Here is a 17,727-nt window from a genome sequence, read left to right as displayed (position 1 = left end):
TTTAGTTCCTAGCTTTAATCAAGGGAGCTTGTTTTTTGTTTCTTATCTCTATCAGCTTGCCAAACCCTATGACGAAACTAATAGCGAGTAAAAGTGATAGGAAAGTCATCATCGCTATCCAATTCCCAAAGCGCTGCGCCACTAGACCTGAAGTGATTACAGGTATAGAAAAACCAATATAGGAATATATATACATACCTGCTGTAGCACGGGCCTTATCAAGGCTGTGATTGCTTGTGAACTTAAATAGGGCAGCCATGTATGTGAGCCCGTAGCTCGAGAGACTTGTGCAAGATGCCCCGATCAGAATTATCGTAATTGACTTCTGATGGTATCCAAATGCTATGAGACCAAAGCCTATTAGTGTCAAAAAGCACCCACAAATCAGGCTTACACTTGAAGGTATACGCTTAGCAATGTGCTGTATAAAAAAGCCGGTACAGATTGAAAGGAAAACCATCATACCCGTCCAGTCACTAAATGCGATTTCACTTAATAGAACCGGTACGATAGCGATTACCATGCCTGTAGTTGCCCATGCCATCATCATCCCCAAGCCATAGGTCCATGTATTGGGGGGAAAGCAAGGTGAAGTGATGATCTTAAGATCTGGCTTGATGATTTGATTGATAGGTAGTCGGGAAAGCAATACCATCAGGATAGGAACCAGTAAAAATAGGCTTAGGTAACTGTAGGGCAGCACAGTCACTCCAGTCACACTTAGACTCGTGCTGGTTGCAAGCGCACCACTACCAAAGCCAATTGATGTGGAGGCAGCAACAAGCAAAGTGCCAAACTTCAGTTCTTCTTCGTCGATAAGATCATAAATATACGCAGAGACGGAAGTGGTGGTTAACGCAGTAGCGACACCTAATAACAGTCTTGCAATGAATAAGGAGTTCCAGTTTGGCTGCACGACTAGGAGCGCTGTTGCACCAACGCTCAAAACTAAGGCAATGAATATCGGCTGCTTTCGGCCTACCTTGTTTGATATACCACCCAATAAGAACAAAGTAGGTAAAAGCCCCAATACATAAGCTGCAAAGGCCACGGTTAAAGCCGCAGTACCCATATTACTATTTTCGGCGTAGAGGCTATAAAGCGGAGCCTGAAGATTCACAGAATAGGTCACGCTGAACATAACCAGAGCCAAAACACTTAACGATATTCGCTTTTCCATACGCTCATTCCTTTAATTAGTATTGAGTGAGATTACGTGTCACACCCAGCAGTAGCTCGAGTTTCACTCCATGTGGTAATGCCGCTATCCGTTCCTTCATTTCCAAGATCACCAAATAGCTCTGTTGATAAATATCTCTCTCCGGTATCAGGTGCCATAGCCAATATGACGCTTCCTTCAGGGGCAGTCTTAGCAAGCTCTAACGCTGTCGCTACGGTCGCCCCTGCGGAAATACCAACAAGAATCCCTTCATGTCGGGCTAAATCTCGTGCAGTAGTGATTCCTTTGTTGCCATCGATTACGACGAGGTTATCCACCACATTTTCATCAAGAACACTTGGTACAAAATCCGGTGTCCATCCCTGAACTGGGTGAACCGTCCACTGATTTTTTGCCAGAATACGAGCGCCTTTAGGCTCAGGTACGACAATCTCTACGTGAGGTCGAGCTAGCTTAAGCATCTGTCCAATACCTGTAAGAGTTCCGCTTGTACCAAATCCAGTAACAAAATAGTCCAACCGTTTCCCAGCGAAATCACTGAGTATTTCGCTCGCCGTAGTCTCACGGTGATAGGCAGGGTTGGCAGGGTTATCGAACTGACGAGGTCTAAACCAACCATTTTCTTCAGCAAGTTGATCTGCGATTCGATTTCCACCGCTACTACCTTGTTCACTCGGAAATAAAATGACTTCTCCGCCGTATGCTCGAATTAATTTTCTGCGCTCTAGTGAGTACCCGTCGCCCATCACGGCAATAAACTTGTAGCCTCTTGATGCGGCTACCATAGCAAAGGCGATCCCAACGTTGCCCGAGGTGCACTCAATGATCGTGTCACCTTTCTTGAGCTGACCCTTTGCCTCTGCATCCAAAACGATTGAGAGCGCAAGTCTGTCTTTTACAGAGCCTCCCGGGTTGAAAGATTCCACTTTTACGTATACCTCAACTCCTTTGGGAGCTAAGTTGTTAAGTTTGACGATAGGAGTACCTCCAACGATTTCAGTTATTGAGTTGTACAAAGTCATTAGCTTTCTCTCTCATTATTTGTTTGATTTGAACGGACACTGACTCGGTCTAGGAACATTGGTTTCTTGCAACTGATACTGTCGCCACTCTAGGTTCTCTTCGTCACCATAAAAGCCAAGTTCAGTTGGCATAAGACCATCATTGTAATTTTTTACGCGACTTCGAATGCGTTCTCTGGCCTGTCTTCCACCTTTGGTTTCTCCATTGGCGACAATGTCAAAGATTTCTCTCGCGTTAACTACGAAGTTAAGATGCGAGCCTAGATTCCTATTTTTAAGTTGATGATGTTGATTCGTGCTCATGTTGATAAACAACTCGACGCCATTAAAGCAATAAGTCCACTCTGATGATTCGGGTTCTCTAGGCACATGGCTTGGCCACTCATTGATGTCGTGCTGGTGAGTCCAGTTAAGAATGTCCCAACCTAGCTTATGCCCAGACAAGGAAGGCGAGATGTCAGGGGCAAAGAAAACGACTAATGGCGAAAACATGCGCTTGTTGACTGGAGTGGCATTTATCATGTCTGTGTAAGCGATTAAGCCATGCAAAAACTGATAGTAACCATTGTGTTCATCCGCATCACAAAACAGCAAATGGATGGATTTAGAGCTCCATGCTCTTTTACTAAACAAACAGGGAAATTCTGGCGAACTGACTCTAGAGCTGAATTCTTCCCATGCTTCTTTTTTCCACTCTGATAATTCATCCAACTTTGGTAGGAGCTCTGCATGCGTGAGAAGAGTTTTATGGCATTCATATAGATAGCTTTCGATGGTTTTCATTATTAAGAGTCCTTATTCTGTTTGAATAGGGAATCCACTGCTTGAGAGATTAGATCAAGTCCTTCTGAGTTAGCTGTTGATAAATGACTGTCAGCGCAAAACTCAGCAAGTTCTAATCCCATAATTTGAGCACTAGGTAGTGATTTGAAAAGTTCTAATAACTGAGCAAACTTCAGCCCACCTTCGACTTTGAAGTCAGCTGAGATCTGACCCGGGTCCATAACATCCCAATCTACGTGTATCCAAACTTTGGAGTCTCCAATGAAATTAACAACCGAATCTGGAGTCAGTTCGGCTGGTGGTATGTGCAATACTCCAGCGGAATTAACATTGCTAAGCTCTTCTTCGTCGATGTCATGAACACCAATTAAAGCAACGTTATTGGCGTTAACGCCCATTCCGTAGCCGCTATCCCACAGCCCACAGGTTGCTGCTAGCACCATGCCTCCAAGGTAGCCACTTTCTGTTGTCTCCGGTGTGTTGAAGTCGCTATGTGCATCAATCCACAAGACTTTGACATCTGGATAGCTAGAGGCAACAACAGGGAGCGTTGCTAGGCTTGCAGAGCAGGTATTTGAGGCAAAGATAACAGGGACGTTACTGTTTGATAGACATCGAGACAGCTCACTCTGCAATTGATCAAGCGTTTTTCCTGCTTCAGGTAGGGCTACACTCCAATCATCGTTTTTAGCAGGCGATCTCTTGCCAATATAGTTCGGTGTAGTCTCATACTTTTGAGCTAGTTTCTCAGCTGTCAGTTTTGCACCTTCTAGCATTCGATCAGACCTATCTCCGACACGGCCTTGAGAGCATATAATTTGAAAGGACATTTAAAATACTTCCATAACATTAAAAATGAAGTGGGTTTATAACCCATTTTAAATAAACTTAAAACATATAGAAAACACTGACCGCTAATTATTAACGGAATATCAAACCTAAAAACAGAAGATATTAAGGCGTATCTATAAAAAGATAGTCCTTGGTTAATTACAATATGTCACATTCACTTTGATTCTTAAAACAATAATCCAAATTAACACTTGTGATATTGATCTAACAAAAACAGAAAAGAAATTAAAACTCATTAATTTCATAAGTTTACGGAAATCAGTTTAATTGAATCACGTTAAGGAACAAGCTTGCCATTGGTATGTACAATATTATTTTTTCGAATTTATCTAGACGAAATTGTATCTATTACAATTAATCAATTGAATTAATAGTATATATTTTAATGATATAAGAACAGGGGAATTGGTAAGACCCCAGAACTCTAGACACTCTCAAGCTTCTGAAAGTACTGTCTTTCATAGTCATTAGGTGACAGCCCACAATTAGTACCATGATTTCTTCTCGGATTGTAGAAACACTCGATATAATCAAATATTTCAGAGCGCGCTTCATCACGGGTTTTGTAGATTTTCCGTTTTACTCGATCCTTCTTCAATAGTGAAAAGAAGCTTTCCGCGACCGTATTATCATGGCCGTTTCCTTTTCTGCTCATGCTCACTTCCATATTGAAAAGTTAACGGCGAAAAGTTAACGGGACAGGCACCTTTTCTTTAAATTTATTGTTAGGCTAACGTGCTAAAAGATGACTTTTGGGTGTCGTAAACCAATACCTGCTTGAATGCCAATGTTGGTATTGAACCTATAACAGCGCCTTCTATTTGAGTAATAAACTTACGCGTAGAGTTCACTTCATGCCACAACTCACGAATAGATTGAGCAGATTTAAAGCTGTCACCTAACTTTGATATATCAACCTCAATCCAAACAGCACTTTGCCACTCTGTTCGACATGGAACAAACGTAGCCCAATCTGTTGCATCAGCGTCAAAATCACGAAAATCAAAAACACTTATGCCACCTTGTGAGCGTACAAATGGAAAGTGCTGTTCACCTAAGTTCGTTCCCCAGCGCTCGCTATCAGGAATGTCAGGATTAGCTTTAATACAACCATCACCGACTATCCTTGAATAACGCTCTAAGCTGGTTGTATGCCAAACACTACCAAACAACTCTGACGGAAATTCCATACTTCAAATAATCTCCAATGCTTACTGATATTGAAAGTGAGCCTAACGCCGCATTAAGTAGTGAGCAACGCCACCACCCTACCTAAACCATTGTGCCGTAAACACTAAAGTTGAATCAAACCGAAAATGCCAAGCGTTGGGAATCTGCCTTAAACCCTTGTATGGATAATAAGCACTCCAATCGGGTAAGGTGAGACCCAGACTTTAGCTGCAACTAAAGTTCTTCTATCTGATAGTTCGATTAAATGATGGCTCCTCTATCGAGAGACCGATAACAAGTACGAACGTCAGATAGAACTCCAAGCACCACACTCGAATAGTCTTCTGGGTCTCGAGCCCGCATTTGCAAGCAAGAGTTAGCTTATTATGAATACAAACACACTTCAAAACATTAATGTTGGCGTTGATACCGGTAAGTCACAATTAGACATCTATATCCGTCCACTCGATATTTACTTCACCGTACCAAACACCGATAAAGGCATCAGGAGTTAACTATAGGAGTTAACGAGAGTTAACGGGACAGGCACCTTTTCTAGTTTCAGTGGTTGCTTATTGGCAATCTATGCCAACGATAGCCCACCATCCACGACCAAGGTATGACCCGTTTCTTAGGGTGCCTGTCCCTTCGTTTCTTACTGGTAATCTTGAGACTGACCTCGCGACAGGTAAAAATCTTTGTCTAGTTCCTCAACAAACGCCATGTACTCACTGAGTTTCGTTATTTCCATTGGGCACCAATATGCAACTTAATTTACCCAATAATAACATGCACTTATAGATTCGCAAGTCGCCTTTCATCTTTCGCTAATGCAGCAATTTTCATATTAAGTCAACTGATAATCGAATAAGTTTTAGGAATATAATGGGGTCAAGGAATATAATGGGGTCAGGTCTTGCCTTTTTCCATCCATTAATTTTTCTATATCGAATCTACCGAATATTCTCTACTCAAACTCCAACACGTAGCGCAGAATGGGACAAAACCTTGCCAGCGCTTTTACTAAATTAGAAAATAATGAATAACTACAAGTATGGAAAGTCGCTTAACTTGGTGTCCAGTCTCCCTGGTGCAGATCAATACCTTGCTCTTTCAAGTCGGCGACCAAATGACTATCAGGGTCAGGTCTTGCGTTTTGACGCAATACGACTGACCCGTGAATCACACGATATTACATGATATAGCGAAACAGCAAATTCAACCCTTAATGGTCGGCTCACTTTTTCTCCCTGAAAACACCACACTAAACCACCCAACCTAAAAACCCAATAAGGCAAGAGGCAAGACCTGACCCCATTTAGTTAAAATATAACAATGAAATCTGAACTTAACCATGTTAGTAGTATTGCTTCTGCGAAATTAATCGAAGCAACTTCCAACATGTCTGACCTAATGTCTTTTGTTGCTGGGATCAAGTGCGCAACTGCGTTGGAAGGGTTTGATTCTTTAAATATGTCATCACTCGATGATCTAAAAAATCAGCTTCAGCAGCTGGCTACGACATTGAAATCGTTGCCTAAATAATTTCAATTATCCTCCCATAGCTCTAGTCGCGGTGGGGGAATAGGAGTTAGAATGAAAAACAAACTGACCGCATTCGATACTGAAGTTGAGATGGGGCAAAAAATAGACCTTGGAATTGATGACTAAAAAATCAGAATACTGCGCACCCCGAACTCATGTTTATAAAGACGCGATTACAGGTAAGGATGTGAGGATCGTATTGAGGAAAAAAGCAGAGGTGCAAACAGTTGAAATCGATTAGCCTTAAAGACCGGTTGGGATTAATTTCTTCTTTACTTGCTGATCAAGTAATAATGTTTTTAATCCCAATTATTGTCTTCAACCAAACGAATAGTTTTTTCTACTCTGGCGTAGCTTACGCCATTGAGTGGATACCTAGGGTAATTATCATTCCGTTCAGTGGCTACTTTATTGATAAGTTTGGTGAAGGCGTTGTACTAAAGATATCTAGGGGAGTTAGAAGTGTAACTATAGCTATAATATCAAGCTCCTTGTACGTAGAATATTCATTGAGTCCACTAATATTAGGCTTACTAGGCTCGTTGATATCTATTTCCAACGGACAGTCGATCTTGTCATTTGAAACATACTCTTCAAAAACCTTAGACGGTAATGAGTTGTCTGAAGAACATGCGAGGATATTTAGACTAGATCAAATTTCTTTATTCATATCACCGCTGCTTTCATTTGCCTTAATGGAACTAGCTTCATTTAGTTTTTTTGATGTATCCATGTTCGCAATAGTGCTTTTGGGGCTATCATTTTTGTGTATGGAAAGGTTAGACTTCAAAAATGATAATGAAAAAAACAAAAAAGTAAGCCATTTTTTCAAAGAGTCTATTTCAGAGATATTATCCAACAAAGTCTTGATGTTATTTTGCTTGGTATCGATGAGTAATAACTTCATTTCAGGTGTTGTTGAAGCTTCAGCACCTGGACTAATTGTTGAGAACTATAAACTTGGCGAAGGCTTTTTTTCTATGGTGATGGTGATCCCAAGTCTGTTTGGGATAGCTTTTCTTTCAATAATACCAGTTATGAACAAATCTATAGGGCGCATTGGAGCATACTCTTTCGCTAGTTTTATGATGGTAGTATTCTCTTTAACTACATTCCTATCTTCAGGTTTTCACTGGTACATCATGTCTTACTCTATGTCTATTGGATTCGTTTTAATTGTTGGAAATTATATTCGATCTCGTCGTGGAGAAATCATTGCTAAGAAGAACATGGGGGGTACTATAGCGGTAATGTCTTCCATAAACGCTATTAGCTTACCGCTTTCAGGTTTTGCAGTTTCATATTTTTCTGAATTGTCAACTAACTTTATCTGGTTAATAATTCCGCCATCAATAGTGCTGATTGTTTGTATTCCTTTAGTGGGCAGGTTCCATAAAGACGATTTAAACAGAAGAGCCTTGGCTGACTCATTGTAAGCAAAGTTAACAGTTAACGGAGTTAACGGGACAGGCACCTCAAGATGGGCACCTCAAGATGATCATTCCAGAATGAGAAAACGCCTGTCTTAGGCGTTCATAAAGTGCCCATTCACACCTCAGTAACTTTGACTCTGAATAAAAATGACGTAGTGTTGATCTTGTTTAGAGACGATTGCGGGACTGGGTCTCTTTTTTCACCTTATTAAGGCGTTAAACCTACGAGGATACGATGAACACAGCGGATGTAATGCAAGAATATAATGAGTTTGAAAGAAAACGCATTCACTCGTTTAGCGGCGTAAGCAAATCTGATAGCAACCTGACTAAGTTCGTCTCAGAACACCGTCACGGTAGTTACATTTCGTTCTTTGACTTTGACGAAAGTCTCACAACATCAATAGTAAAAGAACAGATTGAGTACTTTAGTGCGCGCAACTTAAACTTTGAATGGAAAACATACAGCACCGATACACCGAGTAATATCGGCAAAGTGTTACTGGACAGTGGTTTTGAACAGGAAGAATCCGAGTCATTTATGGTATTGGCGCTTTCAAAATCGACCAATACGCCTTTTGATAAATCTCACATTAAGGAAGTCTCAGACAGTCAAGGCATTGGTGATGCAATCAGAGTCCAAGAACAGGTTTGGGGTGGCGATTTGGATTGGCAGTATGCCTACCTGATGAAGCTCAAAGAGCAATCACCAGAGTCTGTCTCAATTTATGTCGTGTATGTCAACGGCCAACCCGTTACCTCAGCGTGGTTAACATTTAATGGAGATAGCCCATTTGCAAGCATTTGGGGTGGAAGTACAATCAAAGCATTTCGCGGCAATGGCTACTACAGTTTGCTGCTCAATAAACGCATTTCAGAAGCGAAAGCGAGAGGGATTCAGTACCTTACAATCGATGCGTCAGACATGAGTAAGCCCATTGTCTCAAAGCATGGGTTTAAAGTGGTCGCAACAACGACTGGGTACTCCTCACCCAATGGCTCGCAATCCAGCGAATAAGGAGTCACAAGGCTCGCTTAGGCGCCTTGTCAACCACCGCCAATGTTTGAAAAAGCGATCAAAAATGGATCAAAAAGGACAGCCGCCACAGAATAGGCCGTTTTAAAAGGGCAAATCATGATTTATTGGCCCTTTGTGGTATGGTTAGCGGCCATTTAGCACAACGTTGCCTGTCAAATAAAGAGGAATTTTTAAAATGAGAACAGTACTGCTCACCATACTGGCGATATTGCCCAGTTTTAGTTTTGCAGAGCCGCTATCCGACCATGAAGCGGCCAACATCACCGCCGCCACCGACACCATCATCGAAGCCATGCTGAACTCAGATTTCAAGACGGTCATCGACTATATGCCTAGAAAGCTGATCGATAAGGTGGGTGATGATGAGAAACTCATTGAAGCGACTGCAGCGCTTTTTCGTCAGTTAGAGTCTAAAGGGCTAACAGTGAGTGAATTTACTTACCAAATGCCCAAAGAAAAGATGGAAACGTCACTCAATACGCTCGTTTTGATCCCCACCCAAATGGTGATAACGTCAGATGCGGTCACGATGAAGTCAAACAGTTATTTCATTGCTTCTAAAGCTCAAGGCCATGATGCGTGGGAGTTTATTGATGCGTCTGGTATTCGGAACCGAAAAAGACTGGAGTTTTTGTTCCCAGAATACCCAAAAGATCAGGACATTCCTCAGGCAACGCATGAAGTCATAGAGAAATAACATGAAGTCTTAGAAAAATACCGTGATGAGCATTCCCAAGTTCACACCTTACGTCGTTGACGATGGGCAACCAGGGATGCTCATGGTTTGTCCTCACAGGAACAGACACGTCACCCAGCGATACGTTGACGAGGAAAAGATGATTCAGTGGCCATGCATTTTAAAGTTAGACGGTGATACCGAGCTCATGTTTTTTGCTTGTGAACGTCAGTTAACCGCCGAATTAGAGGCCCTGATTTGGGGTGCGGATGACCGTTTGGTGGACAGCAACGGCTGCCCTTATGCCATCACATCAGTCAGTGGCGGCTATACGTTTGAGCCGCTCGGTCCCCCGCTCTCTTTGGAGGCCGTGACACAATTCATTCAAGAACATGAGTTTGCCAAAGCGGAAGTCTGCCTAACGAAAATACAGTTCGCATCGATTCAAGTCGCCATTGGTTCGCTGGCGCGTGAAAAATAAAGCGCTAAGCGCCACTTCTGAATTTAAAAAGCAGCATCTCGACAAGAGAGGCTGCCTTTTAATCTGTGTTTCTACCGTCTTATCCCAGAGAACTAGACCTTAAGCTTTACCACGGGAGCTTCGAGTGTGACCGTTTCTTTGGTGATCCAGTTTTCTAACCACTCGCTGCGCTTTTGCTCATCATCAAGGCTACTCCAGTGACGGGCAGCGGATTCATTGTATCTCTGATCGCTTTGGACGTTTTTCGACCATGGCATGCCAGCAACGAGTGACTTTGACGCAGGCAGTGCGATAGGCTGTATGTCCAATTCAAAATCGGACGCGATATCCCGCTGATTAACACTAAGCACGGTAATTTCTGAACGTTTCAAGCCCCCCTTTGACACTATGTCACCAAAAGGTCGCAGTCCATAAAGTTTTCGACCGTTGGGTGCGACGTAAACAAGGTCAAATTTCATCACATGGACAAATTTCTCGCTGCTGCCCATGAGTCTGTCTTTTAGTTCCTCACGCTCCTGACTGATTTGCTCCAGTGCCTGACCGGCAAAACTGACGAGATCGGCGTCTAAGGCCTGTCGAATGGCCTCGTCCTCGGTCGCCTTCTTTTTCCATGTCATCGTATAGCTAGGCGTTTCATAAGGGTGGGCGACAGGCCGCTCTAGCCCAATCTCAGCCTGACCGACGTAATGCATTCGACTGGCCATTCTTGGCCCCGCACATTGATCAAGGCCACCAAGCTGCATTTCTACAGGGACGCTCATCGGGTCGAGACGCATGGTTTGATAGGTATCTTTCTCAAACTCGTCAGATATCACGGCAATGTATAACGAAGAGGGGGTTTCTTTCGACCAATCGAAACTGCCATTATCAAAGGCGACACCTTGCTCAAACGACATTGAACTTGGGGTGCCTTGTTTGAAAAACTTCAGCTCAGAGCCGACTTTTAACGCAGGAAGAAGGATCAGGTCTCCACCAACGACCGCCGGTGTATTCTCTCTCTGATTAACCGATGTGCTGGTAATGAAATCCTCAATCAACAGATCGGAACCTTTTAGGCGCACCTTCTGCATATGCTGGCCATCAAATAGCGCTTTACTCTCAGACTCGTCAAATACACCGTAATCAAAGCGAGCGTGCATATCGCGCACTTCCCGAGTCAAGGCCATTACTTCCGTATCCGGCCTTGGCGCGAGATTAATCTCGCCATTGAGCTTAAACAAGTATTCCAACTGATGAGCGCCATTGCTTTCAACCCACAAATCAAACGCTCCGTTTTCATCGGCGAGTGAGCGAATATCCTCGATAAGATTGGTTTGATATAACGGCTTCAGCCCCGGAATTTCTAATGCACCAAACCAATAGGTCGGCTCAAACTCAAACCCCGTCAATGTCTCACTGCCTTGTCTGGCAAAATACGACTCAAGCTCGCTGTCTTGCAGAGTAAAATCATCCAGTTGCTTTGGCCCCATCAGCAAACTGTATGAAGGACCTTCAATATCAAAAAACAAGCGAGACACCTCATAGGAAAGCTCACAATGAAAGAGCGTCTTGCTGTCTTCGGATGCCGCTGCGTTCAGCAGCACCTGAATTTTAACGCGCGTAAACGGCCCTATTTTTCCCGCGCTTGGCTTGTTCAACGTGTGTTGCTGCACAAGCCAATCGGCATGAGACCGCCAACGGTTGGGTTGAGACACGTCATCAAACACCAATAGACGGCTAAACCCGACATCAGGTGCCGTCAAATCGGGTTTGGACATATCAAAGTCTTTACTGAATCTCTCTAGGGCTTTTTCCCCTTTGTCGAGGTAAACCGCGGTTTGGACGGGAAATCCTGTGTGGAATGACCCACTGATGCTCTTTCTATCGGCAGAATAGAGCCCGCGACGACTTAATGGGACAGAGAAGCGATTGAGCCAGTTTTGCGCAAGGCTATTGTAGCTATACTCGGGAATTTCCCAGTTGTCACTCATCACATAGGTTTCGATAAAATGGTCAAGCTGGTAGGCTTTGACAACACTCTCACGTGTTGCAAAGGGGCTGAAAGTCTCTTTTAAACGGATGCGCGTCAACAACTCAATCAAATTATTAATGGCATACGCCCTAAGAAGAAAACGTTTCAGCAATTCCTTGGGCAAGTCTTGATTCCCTAAGTGATCAGCCAACTGCTCTGCATTGAGTTCTTGGGCTTCAATACTTGTATTGATGTTGCGATATTCCCGCATGATCTGGCGGTTAATTTTGTCCAGTGTCTGAAGTTCACTTTTTTTCTCAAACATCTCTTTAAACGAGTTATACACTCTAAGGTTATACATTTCATCGAGCAAGGTAAAAGCGGTGTCTAGCACATCCAAACTGGCTGAGCCGATAAAATAGGCACTCGCCGCAGGCGCAAGAGGGGTAAACATGGCAATACCACACAGCCCGCCAATCGCCGATTGCAGCATTTCACCTTTCTGTTTTTCTGCGTCCATTAGGTAGCCTTGCCATAGCTGATGCATGCTTTCTAGTTTGAGCGAACCGGTTCGGCTGGGCGGCAAAGACACGGCAAAATCAGGGACCACCAAACGCACTTCGACTCTGCGGTCAATGGCGATGTCTGCGCTGTCGGAGCGGTCGTCATGGTCTTGATATTGGCTTTCATCGTCATAGTAACGGCGCGCACTGCCAAAGTAGAGATAATGAATGCGTTTTTTAAGTGCTTGGGTGTCTTGGGTAAAACTTAAAATGGCCTCGGTGACAAACTCCGCTCGCCGTTTGGAAAGCTCGCGATTGTTTTTCTCACTGCCTATTGGCCCTGCATGCCCCTCAATCACCACCTGATAGCTTAGGTTGTCTTCTAACAAGCGGCACAACGTCTCACAAAGATGGGCAAAATCATTATGAAGGGGTTTCAGTTCATTGCTGACCTCAGCCGAGTTGAATTGGAAATTGAGATTCAACGCAATGCCTTGCTTATCGACACGAATACGCGCCGTCTCCCCCAGCCGATCCTGCAAAGATTGTGCTTTATTCTTCCATTTTTCTTTTGCGTTCGATTTGTGCACAAAGGTCACTTGCTCTAAGTAACTTTGTGACAAATCCTCTAGCTGTTTAAACGCACTGTCGGCGCTGTCTTTCATCTCGGAAAACGTTTGATAAGAATTGTAAAAATTCATCATCTCGGTCGCGGTGGCCAGAGCCGGCAATCCTGTGGAGGTCAGCGATCCCCATGATTGAGACAACCGCCCAACAACTCGCGTGTATTGTCTATTGTTGTAGAGCCTTTTAATCGCCTCTAACTCACGACTTAGGTAGTCACCATCGGCCACATATTTTTTAAAAATCAGCGCCAGCGTTCGTTCAAATGTTAAATTTTGCCGTACGATACGCTGGGCTTGGTTCCAAGTGCTAAAAGCCTCGCGATTGGCCGATACCGCTTCTCTAAAGGCGATTCCAGCAATCGCAATCTCAGGGATAAAGGCTTGATCGATGTTATCTTTAAACGCACTGCCTATGGTGGCGGCAATTTCAGCCGGTGCGTTAATGAACGCGAGGCCATCCATTAAGCTCACATCGTTTGCCAGCGCGTCATAGGTTTTGATCGCTTGGGTTGAAAGAGAAAACGCGCCAATGCCTGCCACCGCGTCGGCTTGATAAAACTGACCTTCACTGACGTAGTCTTGGTATTCTGGCAGTTGATTGGGAAATTGATGGATGATCAATTCTTCAAGAGACAGCATATCGCCGCACACATGGGCAATTTTACCAAGCCCACCATTGGCGCGAAAAACCAAGCGTTCATGCAGCTCATAGGAGTAAACATCTTGAGGTCTATCATCATCGACTTCTCTTTTGCAAAAATCATGGCTGAGGTTACTTTTGGTGACGCTATCTGGAAGCTTAGCGCCTTGATTTGCTCGCTCATACTCATTTCGCCAAAACTTAATGCGCAGCAAATAAAACCCAGTGTCTATCTCTTCAGGGTCAAGATTAAATAACGCGCAAGGCAAATAGTCTTGATTGCCTTGTCTCTCTACTTTAGTCACCCATGCGCTTGCCACCACGTCTTCGGTGGCCGCCTCTGGGTTATCGGCATCAAACTGCTCGATTGGCCGAATCAGCGAGACCTCGGCGCCGTTATACAGTGGGTCACTAAATACCACGGCAAGCGTATGATAACTGGGCACCACAAAGCCCTTAATCGGCTTCTCTGGACTGGCCATCTTCTCTTCTCGCCAATTATTGTACGCCAGCTGATCATCCTTTAGCGTGCTGCCTATGCTGGCTTGATAGGCGGGCGCAAGCTGGCTCGGCAAGATTTGCGTTGGGGTAAAATTAATACCTTGATACTTCGGCAATACTTCTTTTGCCAAGGATTTCAACGCGCCACCTAACTGCGTGACTGAAATGGCGGTATTACTGATTAAATGCGCCAGTAGCTTAACGGGCGGAAAGCTAAGTTCATAATGTTGACTGTTTAGGCGGGTTACCCGCGAGCCATGGTGCAATAGAATCAGATCTGGGGTATCGGCCGTTTGCGGGTTCTCCGGATCAGGGACTAGGCTATCACTACTTGGCTGGCCAAGGCCTAAGTTCATCAGTTTACCAAGATGGTCGGTGGCCCAAAGCTGGCGATTATCCGCTGCCGTTAATGCATTAACCATTACTGGCGCATAAGGGATGGGGCGAATTTTTTCGCTAAGCGTTTCTTCGGCGGTAAGATCGGCCGATTGATGCCAATCATCAAAAACCATCTGATCGTCATCATTTTTATACTGTTTAAAGTGAGTGCCAAATAAAAAGTACTCATCGGTATATTGCTTAGCCATTATTGCGCCTCCTTAAACCAGAGGCCATTATTGGCAAAGGCATTATATAGGCTATTATGCTTTATGGTTCGGTTCATCCCCAATGGCCGCCATTCCCATGCTTTATCTTTTTCATAGTCTCTTACGGTAAAGGTGGTCATATGTTTGCTGCCACCAAAGCGGCCATTGAGACCCAAAATATAAGGCATCATGCTCGATTTCATTCTTTGCGCCGTTTCTTTTTCCATATCAACTTTAAAATGATATTTTCGACTGGCCGCCCAGGCATATTTACCTGTTGGGCTGATAGATCTATCCAACGATCGTGCATCAGCGATACTAAGCTCTTTACCCCAAGAGACTTGCTTCATCTTTTGGTTCGAAAGCCCTGCATACTTTATTACTCCAAAATGTTTTACTGAGTATAGGTTACCTTGATAAAACACATTGGTATCCGTCATTGGAAGATCCGACGGCACCACTTGTTTGGTTTCAATATCCCATTGATAGATAAGGCTTCTGGTATCGGTAAAATACAGTGTTTTACTGTCTTCGGTCCAAACAAAACGCGGAATGCCATAATAATCGGCCAATGAATAAGTCTCACCGGTTTTTAAATCGTACACCCGCTTTTCGTCCCCGTTACCGTAAGCAAGGTAGCGATTATCTGGCGAGCGCACCATTTTCCCATAGCCGCCAGTAGTCATATTATCCAGCACTAAGCGCAAGTCAGTGCCATCGGTTTTCATGCTCCAGATTTTGGTTTGCCCTTCATAAGAGGTGTACAGAGGGTCGTGCTTATCGCCCATATTGGCCCAGTAAAATTGAACCCGGGGCAAATCATAAGAGCGGGCATCATTGAGATCTTCTCTCGGCCACTCTTTGGCGCGATAAATATAATATTTGGGAAAGGGTTGAATTTGGCTGCGATCCTTACCATCGATAAAGTGAATTTTTTCACTCTCTACCATTTCATACCAATTGCTTTCTGTCACATAGTGGCGGTCTGGGTATAATTCTTGTTTGGTATATTGACGAGGCGGCGTGTTTTCTTGGTCAGACTCGGTGCCACACCCAACCAATTGGGCGGCCAACATCAAACCGATAAACCATTTTTTCATTATTGTTATCCTATCAGGAATGGGGCGGCGTTTTTCGGTGTTTATCATTATTGCGCCTCCTTAAACCAGAGGCCATTATTGGCAAAGGCATTATATAGGCTATTATGCTCTATGGTTCGGTTCATCCCCAATGGCCGCCATCGCCAGGCTTTGTCTGTTTGATAGTCTCTTACGGTAAAAGTAGTCATATGTTTACTGCCACCAAAACGGCCATTGAGGCCTAAAATATAAGGCATCATGCTCGATTTCATTATTTGTGCCGTTCCTTTTTCTATATCAGCTTTAAAATGATGTTTTCGATTGGCCGCCCAAGCATATTTACCTGTTGGGCTAATGGAACGATCGAGAGAGATTGCATCTTCCACATCAAGTCCTTTAAACCATGTGGCTTTCCTCTCAATTTCATTGGAAGTACCTCGGTACATAACCACCCCTGCCGCTTTAACAGAATAAAGATTACCTTCATAAAACACGTTCGTGTCCGTCATTTTAAGATCGGACGGCACCACCTCCTTATTTTCAATATCCCATTGATAAATAAGGCTTCTTGTATCAGTAAAATACAGTGTTTTGCTGTCTTCGGTCCAAACAAAACGCGGAATACCATAACCGTGGGCCAATGAATAAGTCTCACCGGTTTTTAAATCGTACACCCGCTTTTCTCGACCATTGCCATAGGCAAGGTAGCGGTTATCTGGCGAGCGCACCATTTTCCCGTAGCCATCACTGGTCATATTATCTAGCACTAAGCGTAAATCGGTGCCATCGGTTTTCATGCTCCAGATTTTGGTTTGGCCTTCATAAGAGGTGTACAGAGGGTCGTGCTTATCGCCCATATTGGCCCAGTAAAATTGAACGCGCGGCAAATCATAAGAGCGGGCATCATTAAGATCTTCTCTCGGCCACTCTTTGGCGCGATAAATATAATATTTGGGAAAAGGTTGAATTTGGCTGCGATCCTTACCATCGATAAAGTGAATTCTTTCACTCTCTACCATTTCATACCAATTGTTTTCCGTCACATAGTGGCGGTCTGGGTATAATTCTTGTTTGGTATATTGACGAGGCGGCGTGTTTTCTTGGTCAGACTCGGTGCCACACCCAACCAATTGGGCGGCCAACATCAAACCGATAAACCATTTTTTCATTATTGTTATCCTATCAGTTCAGAAACTGACACATTGCTTTCAACCAACACGTAATGCTGCACGCCGCGCCCTTGATCACAGTGAGCGCCACGTAAAATATCCACCTGTTTGACCTCAGGAGGAGGCGCAGGAAACCTTAGCATCAAATTGCCTTGTTCATTGGTCGCGGCAGAGCGAAAATAGGCTCTTGAAGACCACTGAAGCTCTGCGTTTTTCAGTTCAAAGAAGTCATCGGGTTCATCCACTGTCCATTCTTTGCGATACTCAATCGCCAGCCCAGCCACATTAGACAGGTTGACACCGGCAATATTGGTGTCTTGCTGCGCGTTAAGTAATCCGCCGCCTGTTGCGTCTTGCGCCGAATGTGTAAGACATAAAACGTTGTCCCCTGATTCAGAAAAGGCTTGGCTCTCGCTGTATTGACTCAATTCATTGAGCGGCATGGCGCAAGCAGCAGGGTCGGCTTCAAGGGCTGTCATTTGGTCACAGT

Annotated in this window: 14 protein-coding genes and 2 pseudogenes; 6 read left to right on the top strand and 10 right to left on the bottom strand. The window is 44.0% G+C overall.

Features of this window, described 5'->3' with window-relative positions; genetic code table 11:
• Position 1: 1 nt before the first annotated feature.
• The 6 genes and pseudogenes from HLM86_RS10905 to HLM86_RS10880 all read right to left on the bottom strand — a co-directional run bounded on the left by HLM86_RS10905 (position 2) and on the right by HLM86_RS10880 (position 5,027).
• Positions 2 to 1,180, bottom strand: coding sequence for an MFS transporter (locus HLM86_RS10905; RefSeq protein ID WP_170882824.1), 1,179 nt, complete (start codon positions 1,178 to 1,180; stop codon positions 2 to 4).
• A 32-nt stretch (positions 1,181 to 1,212) separates the two neighbouring features.
• Positions 1,213 to 2,202 carry a cysteine synthase A gene (gene cysK / locus HLM86_RS10900; protein ID WP_170882823.1) on the bottom strand — a complete coding sequence of 330 codons (990 nt, stop codon included), beginning with the start codon at positions 2,200 to 2,202 and terminating at the stop codon, positions 1,213 to 1,215.
• Positions 2,203 to 2,217: 15 nt separating this feature from the next.
• Positions 2,218 to 2,985, bottom strand: coding sequence for a YqcI/YcgG family protein (locus HLM86_RS10895; protein WP_170882822.1), 768 nt, complete (start codon positions 2,983 to 2,985; stop codon positions 2,218 to 2,220).
• Between the two features lie 2 nt (positions 2,986 to 2,987).
• A complete protein-coding gene (locus HLM86_RS10890) occupies positions 2,988 to 3,815 on the bottom strand; it encodes an arginase family protein (RefSeq protein ID WP_254868793.1) in 828 nt (275 codons plus the stop codon).
• A 446-nt stretch (positions 3,816 to 4,261) separates the two neighbouring features.
• Positions 4,262 to 4,507: pseudogene (locus HLM86_RS10885) on the bottom strand (IS3 family transposase); the annotation flags it as partial.
• A 55-nt stretch (positions 4,508 to 4,562) separates the two neighbouring features.
• On the bottom strand, positions 4,563 to 5,027 hold the full coding sequence (locus tag HLM86_RS10880; protein WP_170882821.1) for a hypothetical protein: 465 nt from the start codon (positions 5,025 to 5,027) through the stop codon (positions 4,563 to 4,565).
• Positions 5,028 to 5,393: 366 nt separating this feature from the next.
• Here HLM86_RS10880 and HLM86_RS10875 point away from each other — a divergent pair.
• The 6 genes and pseudogenes from HLM86_RS10875 to HLM86_RS10845 form a co-directional block, all read left to right on the top strand.
• Positions 5,394 to 5,516: pseudogene (locus HLM86_RS10875) on the top strand (IS110 family transposase); the annotation flags it as partial.
• An 826-nt stretch (positions 5,517 to 6,342) separates the two neighbouring features.
• Positions 6,343 to 6,552: a hypothetical protein gene (locus HLM86_RS10865; protein WP_170882820.1), complete on the top strand. Its 210-nt coding sequence runs from the start codon at positions 6,343 to 6,345 to the stop codon at positions 6,550 to 6,552.
• A 227-nt stretch (positions 6,553 to 6,779) separates the two neighbouring features.
• Positions 6,780 to 7,988 (top strand): MFS transporter, encoded by a 1,209-nt coding sequence (locus tag HLM86_RS10860; RefSeq protein ID WP_170882819.1) that lies wholly within the window; start codon positions 6,780 to 6,782, stop codon positions 7,986 to 7,988.
• A 232-nt stretch (positions 7,989 to 8,220) separates the two neighbouring features.
• Positions 8,221 to 9,003: a GNAT family N-acetyltransferase gene (locus tag HLM86_RS10855; protein WP_170882818.1), complete on the top strand. Its 783-nt coding sequence runs from the start codon at positions 8,221 to 8,223 to the stop codon at positions 9,001 to 9,003.
• 196 nt (positions 9,004 to 9,199) lie between these two features.
• Positions 9,200 to 9,721, top strand: a complete 522-nt coding sequence (locus tag HLM86_RS10850; protein ID WP_076590790.1) for a hypothetical protein — start codon at positions 9,200 to 9,202, stop codon at positions 9,719 to 9,721.
• Positions 9,722 to 9,860: 139 nt separating this feature from the next.
• Entirely contained in the window at positions 9,861 to 10,181 is a 321-nt protein-coding gene (locus HLM86_RS10845) for a DUF4144 family protein (RefSeq protein ID WP_170882817.1), read from the top strand.
• A gap of 92 nt (positions 10,182 to 10,273) precedes the next feature.
• Here HLM86_RS10845 and HLM86_RS10840 read toward each other — a convergent pair whose 3' ends face one another.
• Genes HLM86_RS10840 through HLM86_RS10825 form a run of 4 tightly spaced genes read right to left on the bottom strand, consistent with a single transcriptional unit; the run spans position 10,274 to position 17,716 of the window.
• Positions 10,274 to 14,989, bottom strand: coding sequence for an OmpA family protein (locus HLM86_RS10840; RefSeq protein ID WP_170882816.1), 4,716 nt, complete (start codon positions 14,987 to 14,989; stop codon positions 10,274 to 10,276).
• A complete protein-coding gene (locus HLM86_RS10835) occupies positions 14,989 to 16,089 on the bottom strand; it encodes a TolB family protein (protein ID WP_170882815.1) in 1,101 nt (366 codons plus the stop codon). The genes HLM86_RS10840 and HLM86_RS10835 overlap by 1 nt, the downstream gene beginning before the upstream one ends.
• A 47-nt stretch (positions 16,090 to 16,136) precedes the next feature.
• Positions 16,137 to 17,237 (bottom strand): TolB family protein, encoded by a 1,101-nt coding sequence (locus HLM86_RS10830; protein WP_170882814.1) that lies wholly within the window; start codon positions 17,235 to 17,237, stop codon positions 16,137 to 16,139.
• Positions 17,238 to 17,242: 5 nt separating this feature from the next.
• The gene (locus tag HLM86_RS10825) at positions 17,243 to 17,716 is read right to left on the bottom strand and encodes a hypothetical protein (RefSeq protein WP_170882813.1); all 474 of its coding nucleotides are present in this window, start codon (positions 17,714 to 17,716) and stop codon (positions 17,243 to 17,245) included.
• Positions 17,717 to 17,727: the final 11 nt, after the last annotated feature.

This window comes from Vibrio ostreicida (genome assembly GCF_013074385.2).
GTDB classification, from domain to species: Bacteria; Pseudomonadota; Gammaproteobacteria; order Enterobacterales; family Vibrionaceae; genus Vibrio; species Vibrio ostreicida.
Note: the sequence above shows the minus strand (reverse complement) of the source record. Positions and strands in the feature narration are given on the sequence as shown.

What these genes read in the sequence shown, in the direction of transcription:
- HLM86_RS10840 (WP_170882816.1), bottom strand. Translation starts at nt 14,989, where the DNA reads ATGGCTAAGCAATATACCGATGAGTACTTTTTATTTGGCACTCACTTT.
- HLM86_RS10830 (WP_170882814.1), bottom strand. Translation starts at nt 17,237, where the DNA reads ATGAAAAAATGGTTTATCGGTTTGATGTTGGCCGCCCAATTGGTTGGG.
- HLM86_RS10850 (WP_076590790.1), top strand. Translation starts at nt 9,200, where the DNA reads ATGAGAACAGTACTGCTCACCATACTGGCGATATTGCCCAGTTTTAGT.
- HLM86_RS10880 (WP_170882821.1), bottom strand. Translation starts at nt 5,027, where the DNA reads ATGGAATTTCCGTCAGAGTTGTTTGGTAGTGTTTGGCATACAACCAGC.
- HLM86_RS10825 (WP_170882813.1), bottom strand. Translation starts at nt 17,716, where the DNA reads ATGACAGCCCTTGAAGCCGACCCTGCTGCTTGCGCCATGCCGCTCAAT.
- cysK (WP_170882823.1), bottom strand. Translation starts at nt 2,202, where the DNA reads ATGACTTTGTACAACTCAATAACTGAAATCGTTGGAGGTACTCCTATC.
- HLM86_RS10835 (WP_170882815.1), bottom strand. Translation starts at nt 16,089, where the DNA reads ATGAAAAAATGGTTTATCGGTTTGATGTTGGCCGCCCAATTGGTTGGG.
- HLM86_RS10905 (WP_170882824.1), bottom strand. Translation starts at nt 1,180, where the DNA reads ATGGAAAAGCGAATATCGTTAAGTGTTTTGGCTCTGGTTATGTTCAGC.
- HLM86_RS10865 (WP_170882820.1), top strand. Translation starts at nt 6,343, where the DNA reads ATGAAATCTGAACTTAACCATGTTAGTAGTATTGCTTCTGCGAAATTA.
- HLM86_RS10895 (WP_170882822.1), bottom strand. Translation starts at nt 2,985, where the DNA reads ATGAAAACCATCGAAAGCTATCTATATGAATGCCATAAAACTCTTCTC.
- HLM86_RS10890 (WP_254868793.1), bottom strand. Translation starts at nt 3,815, where the DNA reads ATGTCCTTTCAAATTATATGCTCTCAAGGCCGTGTCGGAGATAGGTCT.
- HLM86_RS10855 (WP_170882818.1), top strand. Translation starts at nt 8,221, where the DNA reads ATGAACACAGCGGATGTAATGCAAGAATATAATGAGTTTGAAAGAAAA.
- HLM86_RS10845 (WP_170882817.1), top strand. Translation starts at nt 9,861, where the DNA reads ATGATTCAGTGGCCATGCATTTTAAAGTTAGACGGTGATACCGAGCTC.